At 61.4% G+C, this 8,781-nt stretch carries 12 protein-coding genes, 1 tRNA gene and 1 pseudogene; 1 reads left to right on the top strand and 13 read right to left on the bottom strand.

Annotated features, from left to right (window positions below):
* Window positions 1-134 precede the first annotated feature (134 nt).
* From rplL to NKJ40_RS31260, 10 genes are all read right to left on the bottom strand, one after another.
* A complete protein-coding gene (gene rplL / locus NKJ40_RS31305) occupies window positions 135-512 on the bottom strand; it encodes a 50S ribosomal protein L7/L12 (protein ID WP_352469327.1) in 378 nt (125 codons plus the stop codon).
* Between the two features lie 54 nt (window positions 513-566).
* Window positions 567-1,085: a 50S ribosomal protein L10 gene (rplJ, locus tag NKJ40_RS31300; RefSeq protein WP_008875657.1), complete on the bottom strand. Its 519-nt coding sequence runs from the start codon at window positions 1,083-1,085 to the stop codon at window positions 567-569.
* Between the two features lie 392 nt (window positions 1,086-1,477).
* Window positions 1,478-2,176, bottom strand: a complete 699-nt coding sequence (rplA, locus tag NKJ40_RS31295; RefSeq protein ID WP_023680441.1) for a 50S ribosomal protein L1 — start codon at window positions 2,174-2,176, stop codon at window positions 1,478-1,480.
* A 4-nt stretch (window positions 2,177-2,180) separates the two neighbouring features.
* Complete coding sequence (gene rplK, locus NKJ40_RS31290; protein WP_023680440.1) at window positions 2,181-2,609, bottom strand: 50S ribosomal protein L11; 429 nt, start codon at window positions 2,607-2,609, stop codon at window positions 2,181-2,183.
* A gap of 161 nt (window positions 2,610-2,770) precedes the next feature.
* Window positions 2,771-3,298, bottom strand: coding sequence for a transcription termination/antitermination protein NusG (gene nusG, locus NKJ40_RS31285; protein WP_006333333.1), 528 nt, complete (start codon window positions 3,296-3,298; stop codon window positions 2,771-2,773).
* Window positions 3,299-3,325: 27 nt separating this feature from the next.
* Entirely contained in the window at window positions 3,326-3,529 is a 204-nt protein-coding gene (gene secE, locus NKJ40_RS31280; protein ID WP_023680439.1) for a preprotein translocase subunit SecE, read from the bottom strand.
* Window positions 3,530-3,893: 364 nt separating this feature from the next.
* Window positions 3,894-3,969, bottom strand: a tRNA-Trp gene (locus tag NKJ40_RS31275).
* A gap of 77 nt (window positions 3,970-4,046) precedes the next feature.
* Window positions 4,047-4,562 carry a hypothetical protein gene (locus tag NKJ40_RS31270; protein ID WP_352469326.1) on the bottom strand — a complete coding sequence of 172 codons (516 nt, stop codon included), beginning with the start codon at window positions 4,560-4,562 and terminating at the stop codon, window positions 4,047-4,049.
* A 129-nt stretch (window positions 4,563-4,691) separates the two neighbouring features.
* Window positions 4,692-5,174 carry a group II truncated hemoglobin gene (locus NKJ40_RS31265; protein ID WP_352469325.1) on the bottom strand — a complete coding sequence of 161 codons (483 nt, stop codon included), beginning with the start codon at window positions 5,172-5,174 and terminating at the stop codon, window positions 4,692-4,694.
* 134 nt (window positions 5,175-5,308) lie between these two features.
* The gene (locus tag NKJ40_RS31260; protein WP_352469324.1) at window positions 5,309-6,037 is read right to left on the bottom strand and encodes a hypothetical protein; all 729 of its coding nucleotides are present in this window, start codon (window positions 6,035-6,037) and stop codon (window positions 5,309-5,311) included.
* Here NKJ40_RS31260 and NKJ40_RS31255 point away from each other — a divergent pair.
* Entirely contained in the window at window positions 6,036-6,269 is a 234-nt protein-coding gene (locus NKJ40_RS31255) for a hypothetical protein (RefSeq protein WP_352469323.1), read from the top strand. The genes NKJ40_RS31260 and NKJ40_RS31255 overlap by 2 nt on opposite strands.
* A gap of 450 nt (window positions 6,270-6,719) precedes the next feature.
* Here NKJ40_RS31255 and NKJ40_RS31250 read toward each other — a convergent pair.
* From NKJ40_RS31250 to NKJ40_RS31240, 3 genes and pseudogenes are all read right to left on the bottom strand, one after another.
* Window positions 6,720-6,815 (bottom strand): annotated as a pseudogene (locus tag NKJ40_RS31250) (EF-Tu C-terminal domain-related protein); the annotation flags it as partial.
* A 28-nt stretch (window positions 6,816-6,843) separates the two neighbouring features.
* On the bottom strand, window positions 6,844-8,529 hold the full coding sequence (locus NKJ40_RS31245; RefSeq protein ID WP_352469322.1) for a COG3904 family protein: 1,686 nt from the start codon (window positions 8,527-8,529) through the stop codon (window positions 6,844-6,846).
* Between the two features lie 158 nt (window positions 8,530-8,687).
* Window positions 8,688-8,781: EF-Tu C-terminal domain-related protein (locus NKJ40_RS31240; protein ID WP_476738618.1), on the bottom strand; the 94-nt coding region annotated here is incomplete at its 5' end.

The raw sequence follows: 8,781 nt of genomic DNA, 5'->3' as shown, positions 1-8,781 counted from the left end.
GGTAAAAAACCCCTTGCCCGCCCGGGGGGGCGGCGCCCACCACAATGGTGTTGGCCCCACTCGCCCCCACCCCCCCCCCCCCCCGGCCGCGGGGGGGGGGCGCGGGGGCCCCGCCGCCCCCCGGTACTCAACGCTTACTTCAGTTCAACCTTGGCGCCGGCTGCTTCCAGCTGGGCCTTGAACTTGTCCGCGTCGGCCTTGGAAACGGCTTCCTTGACCGGCTTCGGAGCCGCCTCGACCAGGTCCTTGGCTTCCTTGAGGCCAAGACCGGTGATGGCGCGAACTTCCTTGATGACGTTGATCTTCTGAGCGCCTGCCTCGGTGAGGACGACGTCGAATTCCGTCTTTTCCTCGACCGGAGCAGCAGCGGCCGCAGCGCCGCCGGCAGCGGCAAGCGCCACCGGAGCAGCGGCGGAAACGCCCCACTTTTCTTCAAGAAGCTTCGACAGCTCGGCCGCCTCGAGGACGGTCAGCTTCGAAAGGTCGTCTACGATCTTTGCCAGATCAGCCATTGCAATGTTCCTTCATAAGGTTCGAACGTGTGTTTGTGATAGCGAGGAACGGCCTCATGCCGCCTCGTCCTTCCGGGCGTAAGCGCCGATGACGCGCGCGACCGAAGCCGCAGGCGCATTGACGATCTGGGCGATCCGGGTTGCCGGAGTGGCGATCATGCCAACCAGCCTGGCGCGCAGCTCATCGAGCGACGGAAGTGTGGCGAGTGCCTTCACACCGTCGGCGTTGAGCGAGGTGGTGCCCATTGCGCCGCCGAGAATGACGAGCTTGTCATTTCCCTTGGCGAAATCGGACGCGACCTTCGGCGCCGCAATCGGATCCTCCGAATAGGCGATCAGCGTCTGTCCCTTGAACAGCTCGATGATCGATGCGGAGTCCGTGCCCTGAAGAGCGATTTTGGCGAGACGGTTCTTCGCGACTTTGACGGTGCCACCGGCGGCGCGCATTTTCGACCGAAGGTCGTTCATTTGCGCGACGGTGATACCGGCGTAGTGGGCCACGACGACTGAACCAGCGCTTGAAAACGCATCATTCAGGCCCGTGACGAGTTCGCGTTTTTCCGCTCTGTCCACTGCCTATCTCCAGTTGACCCCTGCCCTCTACGAAGGACAGGCGTCGGGTTGCCTTTTGCCGGCCGGGCCATCCAGTAACGGATCTCCCGAACGACGCTCGAGGATCCTGCCCCCTTTCGCCACACCTGCCGGCAAGCCGGACGGTGCGCAGACAAAAGGCAAACACGGTTCGAACCTTTCATTGGAGCTTGTGGCTCCTTTGTCCGGTCTTCACCCGTCTCATGCAGGCCCACATGAATTAAGGCCCACATCACCTAAGGCTTGGGGGCCGCCTGCAATCTCGGACAGGATGTCCGGAAGCCTTTCGACTTCCGGTACCGGGCCGCCGACAGGTCGGAGGCCCGGAATTCTTTCACGGATCAGCGTTTTAGCGGCTGATCCAATTGTTCGTATCAGGACGCAGCGAGCGTCGAGACGTCGAGCTTGAGGCCCGGGCCCATCGTCGAGGTGACCGACACCTTCTTGACGTAGTTGCCCTTGGCACCAGCCGGCTTTGCCCTGGTCACCGCGTCAGCGAAAGCGCGGACGTTTTCTTCCAGCGCCTTGACGTCGAACGAGACCTTGCCGACGCCGGCATGAACGATGCCGGCCTTCTCGACGCGGAACTCGACGGCGCCGCCCTTCGATGCCTTGACGGCGGCGGTAACGTCGGTGGTGACGGTGCCGACCTTCGGGTTCGGCATCATGCCGCGCGGGCCGAGCACCTTGCCGAGACGGCCGACCAGCGGCATCATGTCCGGCGTGGCGATGCAGCGGTCGAAGTCGATCGTGCCCTTCTGGACGATGTCGACCAGATCCTCGGCTCCGACGATGTCGGCGCCGGCGGCCTTGGCCTCCTCGGCCTTGTCGCCACGCGCGAAGACGGCGACGCGAACGCTGCGTCCGGTGCCGTTCGGCAGATTGACCACGCCGCGGACCATCTGGTCGGCATGGCGTGGGTCGACGCCGAGGTTCATCGCGACTTCGATCGTCTCGTCGAACTTCACCGAGGAGCGATCCTTGAGCAGCTTCAGCGCCTCACCCAAAGCGTAAGCCTTGTTCGGATCGATGCCTTCGCGGGTCTTCGATACACGCTTTGCAATCTTTGCCATGATCTCAGCCCACCACTTCCAGACCCATCGAGCGGGCGGAGCCCTCGACCATGCGCATGGCCGCCTCGACGTCGTTTGCGTTCAGATCCTTCATCTTCTGCTCGGCGATGGCGCGCACCTTGTCGCGGCCGATCGTGCCGGCCTTGACCTTGCCCGGCTCCTTCGAGCCCGACTTCAGGTTCGCAGCCTTCTTCAGGAAGTAGCTCACCGGCGGCGTCTTCATGACGAAGGTGAACGACTTGTCCTGGTAGTAGGTGATGACGACCGGAACCGGCGAGCCCTTTTCCATTTCCTGGGTCTGCGCGTTGAACGCCTTGCAGAACTCCATGATGTTGATGCCACGCTGACCAAGCGCCGGGCCAATCGGGGGCGACGGCGTAGCCGATCCCGCGGAAACCTGGAGCTTGAGCTGGCCTGCAATTTTCTTAGCCATCTCTCTTCCTGCCTTTTCTCATGCCGGTCTTGCCGGCGGTTGCAGTCTGGTGGTGCGGTCCGCGCGGCCCGGCTAAAGCCGCATTCGCCTCCCACCCGTTTTTGGCCGCGCGATCTCCGCGCCGCCTTCCCTGCCGCCGAAACCGGTGCAGGGATTTCGGATCAGCCCTTCTCGACCTGTCCGAATTCCAGATCGACCGGCACGGCGCGCCCGAAGATCGAAACTTCTACCTTGAGCCGCGCCCGCTCCTCGTCCACTTCCTGGACGAAACCGTTGAACGACGCGAATGGTCCATCCGAAACGCGGATCGCTTCGCCGATCTCGAACGTCACCGACGGCTTCGGCCGCTCGACGCCTTCCTGAACCTGGTTCAGGATACGCTGGGCCTCGGCTTCGGTGATCGGCACCGGCTTGGAGTCGCCCAGGAAACCGGTGACCTTCGGCGTGTTCTTGACGAGCGAGAACACGGCGTCGGTCAGATTGGCCTTCAGCAGCACATAGCCCGGAAAGAACTTGCGCTCGGCATCGACCTTGCGGCCGCGGCGGATCTCGACGACCTTCTCGGTCGGCACCACGATCTGCTCGATGTCGGCGGACAGGCCCTTCTGCTTGGCCTTGTTCTCAATGTCCTCGGCGACCTTCTTTTCAAAGTTCGAGTAGGCGTGGACGATGTACCACCGCGCGGTCATTTCAAGACTTCTCCGTAATCGCCGGACTTACTGTCCGAGGCCGAGGATTTTTTCGACCGCAAAGCCCATGGCCACGTCTGCGGTAAAGAAAAAGATCATCGCGATGACCGCGAACACAAGGACCATCACCGTCGAGATCATCGTTTCGCGCCGCGACGGCCAAGTGACCTTGGCGGTCTCCGCGCGAACCTGCTGGAGAAAGGTGAAGGGATTTGTGGTTTTCGAAGCCATATGCCGCTCTGTCTGCAAGACCCGTTGGCCGGGTCTCCTGGATGATCCCGCTGGCCGGGACGTGCCGCTTGAGCGTGCGTTCGCGCCGAATCAGCGCAATCATTTCGCCCATGCAAATCAGACGCGTAAAGCCGGCTTCCCAGCTCCACGCGTCGCGTGTCTGTTTCGTCTACATAAAACCGATTCTTGATCCACGCAAGTGGCAAGTGTCCGCTTTATGACCAAACGCCGCCTCGGAACCATCCAGTCGTCCCGTCCCGGCTATGCGGCCCTTATGCCGCAACTTATGCTATATGGCAAGTCACAAGCAGGTTTTCAAAGGCCGCGCTGCAAAAGAATCGTTTTTAGGTATCCATTCAAAGAATGGCACGGGCAGCAGGGCTCGAACCTACGACCTGCGGTTTTGGAGACCGCCGCTCTACCAACTGAGCTATGCCCGTATGCGCGTGTCGGCGCAGCAGGCGCTTCCTAAAAGCTTCCGCGCGCTCTGTAAAGAGCGACGTGCGCTGCCCGGCCTTCATCTTCGGAAGTCCAGGCGTCCTCCCGGCCATTTCCCGTCGATCCGTCGATTACTGACGATCAAGCCGACCCAGGGACGCACGATTTCTGGGTCGGTCAGATTGATATATTTTCCAACGAGCCCTTTCGCACCGACGCGCCGGGCATCGATGAGCCCCTTGCGCACGCCATCATGCCAATCGAACAGTAGGTAAACTCTCTCTGCCGCCGTCTTCACCTCGCCCCGGCCAGACTTCCATTTATCCTTGCTATCGCCTGGAATCGTGGGATCGGCACCGCCGTTCCATCGGCTGGACCAGCTGCCTTCGATGGTGTCGTTGCGGTCGCGGTCGTTTTCGGTGCCCCAGGCTTCGGCGTTTTCATCGCTTGCAGTTCCCTCCAGTTTCACGCCGGCGGCGAACGCCGACACCTCCTCGTCGTCGGGAGTGGGGACGTCCATGACGCCAAACGGATTTCGGGATCCGCGATTGCCTTCAAAGACGCTGTCTGAATTTTTCTTGCCTTCCGATCTCATCGCAAAGCCTCCGGTTTTCAATGTGGCCCCGCCATTCGACGGCGACTTTAGACCGTTAGCCTGGAGGACCGAGACCTCCTTAGCCACCCGTTTTCCTGGCGGCAGGGTTTTCGACCGATTCGTGCCCGGTCAGTCTCCCGAAGGCGGCTTGTAGGGGCCGCCCGGCACCCCCCACCCCCAGGCCGGCATTGGTTCCGTCTCGGGATCGCAGGTCGGGCCCTTGTTGGAGTTCATCTTGGCCAGCCGCGATCCCCATTCGATATAGGCCATGAAGGCAGAGCGGAATTCGGGATCGTCAGGCAACCCGATCTCGTCGGCGGCGTCGGCGAGAAGATTGATCCAGCGCCGGCGCTGCTCCTCGGTCAGATGCTTGCCGAGATGATGCATCACCATCTCGCGATGGCCGCCATGCTTTTGGCTGTAGGTTTTCGGTCCGCCAAAGACTTCGCCGATGAAGGCTGCGACGTGAGCGGGATGGTCCGGCGACATATGCTTGAACACCGGCCCGACGATGGGGTCCCGGGAGACGCTGTCGTAGAAAGTCTGGGTCAGGCGGTTCAGCGCTTCGGTGCCACCGGCCCATTCAAACAATGTCGGGACATCCTGGCTCATCGCCGATCCTCGATTGTGATCGGCGGGGACGATAGCGGAAGGATCGTGCGGAGCTCAACCTGCCCCGATGGCCAGTTTGGCCGGCTGCGGCACCTGTAGCTCTGACTGGGCGGCCGCGGCCACCCCCCAGCTGATCATGGCTTCACATCCGATGATATGTACGGGCTGCTCGGCACGCCCCAAGCCGGCCAGGGTCCCATTCCGCTAGGACCACCACAGGCTTGACCGAGGTTTGGATTGGTCACGATTATCCGCGTTACGCCATCTATGTCTGTACAAGCGACCAAGTGGGAACCAGCACCACTGGACAGCCCTTCGTCGCCAACCTTGGCCGCTGGCTTGGCAGGCTGAGAAAGTGGGACTTGAGCCGGTTGAGAAGGTCCGGCCTTCGTCTTGATCGCTGCGACCTCGGCCGGCTTGGCATTCGCAGGGATCTCCCGGCAGTTCGCCGGCGCAGGACTCCGCCGGCATATGCCCGCCAGGGTAAATATGTCGACAGAGCCGCTGCTGGTGACCAGCTTCATCGTCAGCATGTCGGCGAGGGAAATCTGCCGGATGTCGCTAGCGGGCGTGGCTTTCATTCTGTCCAGCACGCCTTGTCCGACACCCATCTCCCTGAGATAGGCCGAGATCTTTCTCGAAAACGCCTTGCTCATTTTATAGGTCTTGTAGCTCTCGCCTTGAGTGACGGTCTCCGTGGTGACCTGATATCTTTTGCCACGGATAGTTTGATAGGTGGTTCGAACACGCCGTGTTGAGGGGAAATAGGTGGTGGTGATCTGATGAACACCCAGATAGGCCCAGCTGCCCACCACGCGGTGGACGCCTCCGGCAAACATCAGCGGACAGGCGGAATTGCACATGGCGCCACCCATCGGACGCGACGCCGAAATAGGCTACGCCTTTGCCGTAGCTGGCCTCGCAACCCTCCGTCCCCGGCCAACAATCGGTAAACTCGGTCTTACCGATGGCGATATCGAGCCTGTTCTTGCGTATTATGCGACCAAGCTGGAGCGCAGCGTCGACATCGCCGCCAGGGGAATTGACAATAATCGGCAGTTTGCGAGTACCGAGCTTTTTCAGTACCCGCTTTAGTAGAGCCGGCGAGCCGGCTGCAATGGCGCCTTCCGCTGAAATCCATTCCGGACAGTTGGGCTCACAACCGACTGCACTGCTGCGGGCAATGATGAACCGCATCTCCGAAAAACCATCGGACGAACTGCCCGGAAGGTACCATGACTTCGGATCCCATGTCCTAGGATCGGACGCATCCTCGGCCTTTGCGGCGAATGTAGCCATCGCAACCGCGACCACTAGCGCTAGGCCGGCCAGCCCGCGCCACCACCTTGCCACAGTGTCTGAATGGCGTCCCGAAACCACGCTTGGCAAAAGCCCCCTCTACGCAACCTATAATAGTTGCGGCAATGGCACTTGCAATAGCTTCAAAACACCGGCCGATACTTGTGCCGCAGAGCGTCGGAAACGAAAAAGGGCGGCCCGAAGACCGCCCTTTCTCTTTTGGATTCCGGCGAATGCCGGTCCCGATTATTCTTTGATGGTGACGACGATGCCGGCACCGACGGTGCGGCCGCCTTCACGGATGGCGAAGCGCAGCTTCTCTTCCATGGCGATCGGCACGATCGATCAGCTCGCAGCGATCAAGCCCGCCTTACGATTTGACCGGCGTGCTGGCCTGAGCCTTGGCGCCCGAAGCTTCGCGGCAGTTCTCCGGCCGTGGCTCCGATCTGCAGATGCCGGGGCCTGTCAATTCGTCTGCCGATTGATGTCCGGTCGTCAGCTGGTATTTCAGCATCCTGTCGAGTTCGAGCTGCCGTTCGACTGAATACAGCTGAATTGCGGTAAACAGACCGGGGCCGATGGCCATCTCATCGAGATAGGCCTTGACCTTTTGCTCCTGCCCTACCGAATGCACTCTCAACTGTGCACGTGGGCCGACCAGGCGTTTGACACCGCCGGCGAGCATGATCGGACAGGCCGAGCCGCACTCGCCGCCGACATCGACCGTGAGCCCGTTGTAGACGCCGTCTTCGGCCGTGCAGTCGGCGTGCCGCGGCTCGCAGCCAATGAAATCCGTCCGCGCCACGGCGACGTCGAGTTTACGTTCGCGGATCAGCCTTCCGGCCGCCAAAGCACCGAGCACGTCGCCACCCGGCGAACTGACGACGATGGGCAGGCGCCGGTCGCCGACGCTGTCAAGCAGTTGGCGCAGTTTTTCGGCCGTGTCAGCGGTAATCATGCCTTCCGCCGAGATCCATTCCGGGCAATTGGGATTGCAGAGCGGATTGCTGCCGCGGACCAGGACGAAACGCATGTCAGCGACCTCCGTCGCCGGCGGGGTTTCGAGCCCCAGAGGTGCAGGCTCGGCGTTCGCCACCACTTGCCCGGCCGGCTTCGCGATATTCGCCGGCGCCGGCAGTTCCCTGCAACTCGCCGGTAACGGATCGGATTTGCATAGGGTTGGCGCGGTCAGCAAGTCGACGGCATCCAGGCTGGTGACGAGATTCATTTGCAGCATCTCGTAGGGAACCAGTTGCTGGATGCTGCTGGCCGGCGTGCTTTTCATGGTCTCGAGCACGCCCAGGCCGACGCCCATCTCCTTCAGATAGGCCGCCAGCTTCCGCTCCAGCGGCTTGTTCATCTCGTAGGTCGTGTAGCTGCCGGCGTTCTTCCGGCTGACGACCCTGGTGCTGAGTATCTTCTTCTTGCCTTTCACCATGCGGTAGGTGGTGCGGTACAGCAGTTTCGTCCGGATATAGGTCGTGGTGATCTGATGGACGCCGAGAAAGGCCCACTCCCCGACCACGCGCCGGATGCCACCGGAAAACATCAACGGACAGGCGGAATTGCAGATGGCGCCGTTGGCATAGGCATCGCCGAAATAACGGGCGCCCTTGCCGTCGTTTTCCTTGCAGTTCTTCATATCAGGCAGGCAGCCGACGAAGCGGGTTTTGCCGACGGCGATATCGAGCTTGTTCTTGCGGATCAGGCGACCAAGTGTCAGCGCCGCTTCGACATTGCCGCCGGGGGAATCGACGACGATCGGCAGCTTTCGGGCGCCAAGCGCCTTAAGCGTGCGCTTGAAAAGGGCCGGCGTGCCGGCTTCAATCGAGCCTTCGGCCGATATCCATTCCGGACAGGTCGGCTCGCAGCCCGGCGCGCTGCTGCGGACGACGACGAACCGCATCGTCGGGCCGAAATCCGGCGTGGATTTTTCCGGCGTGGATTTCTTTGCATCCGCTGCGAAAGCAGCGTGGCCCATGACAAGCAACGACGCCAGGCAGATCAGCCCTAGCGACCACCATGCCTGACTATGCAAACGGCGCCATGGAACCATTCGGGCAGCCCCCTCGATGCAACCTATACTAGTTATGGCAGAGGCGCTTGCAACAGGATTTGAAGCAATGCGGTTAATCCATTGCCAGAATATCAGAATCAAAAGGGCGGCCCGAAGACCGCCCTTTTGCATCCGATCTCAACCGGCAGCGCCGGCGATTACTCTTTGATGGTGACGACGATGCCGGCACCGACGGTGCGGCCGCCTTCACGGATGGCGAAGCGCAGCTTCTCTTCCATGGCGATCGGCACG

It is taken from the genome of Mesorhizobium sp. M0119, from assembly GCF_040322615.1.
Lineage (GTDB): Bacteria > Pseudomonadota > Alphaproteobacteria > Rhizobiales > Rhizobiaceae > Mesorhizobium.
This window is presented reverse-complemented; position numbering and strand designations above follow the sequence as displayed.

What these genes read in the sequence shown, in the direction of transcription:
- rplK (WP_023680440.1), bottom strand. Translation starts at nt 2,609, where the DNA reads ATGGCTAAGAAAATTGCAGGCCAGCTCAAGCTCCAGGTTTCCGCGGGA.
- NKJ40_RS31245 (WP_352469322.1), bottom strand. Translation starts at nt 8,529, where the DNA reads ATGGTTCCATGGCGCCGTTTGCATAGTCAGGCATGGTGGTCGCTAGGG.
- NKJ40_RS31265 (WP_352469325.1), bottom strand. Translation starts at nt 5,174, where the DNA reads ATGAGCCAGGATGTCCCGACATTGTTTGAATGGGCCGGTGGCACCGAA.
- secE (WP_023680439.1), bottom strand. Translation starts at nt 3,529, where the DNA reads ATGGCTTCGAAAACCACAAATCCCTTCACCTTTCTCCAGCAGGTTCGC.
- NKJ40_RS31260 (WP_352469324.1), bottom strand. Translation starts at nt 6,037, where the DNA reads ATGTGCAATTCCGCCTGTCCGCTGATGTTTGCCGGAGGCGTCCACCGC.
- nusG (WP_006333333.1), bottom strand. Translation starts at nt 3,298, where the DNA reads ATGACCGCGCGGTGGTACATCGTCCACGCCTACTCGAACTTTGAAAAG.
- NKJ40_RS31255 (WP_352469323.1), top strand. Translation starts at nt 6,036, where the DNA reads ATGGCGCCACCCATCGGACGCGACGCCGAAATAGGCTACGCCTTTGCC.
- NKJ40_RS31270 (WP_352469326.1), bottom strand. Translation starts at nt 4,562, where the DNA reads ATGAGATCGGAAGGCAAGAAAAATTCAGACAGCGTCTTTGAAGGCAAT.
- rplL (WP_352469327.1), bottom strand. Translation starts at nt 512, where the DNA reads ATGGCTGATCTGGCAAAGATCGTAGACGACCTTTCGAAGCTGACCGTC.
- rplA (WP_023680441.1), bottom strand. Translation starts at nt 2,176, where the DNA reads ATGGCAAAGATTGCAAAGCGTGTATCGAAGACCCGCGAAGGCATCGAT.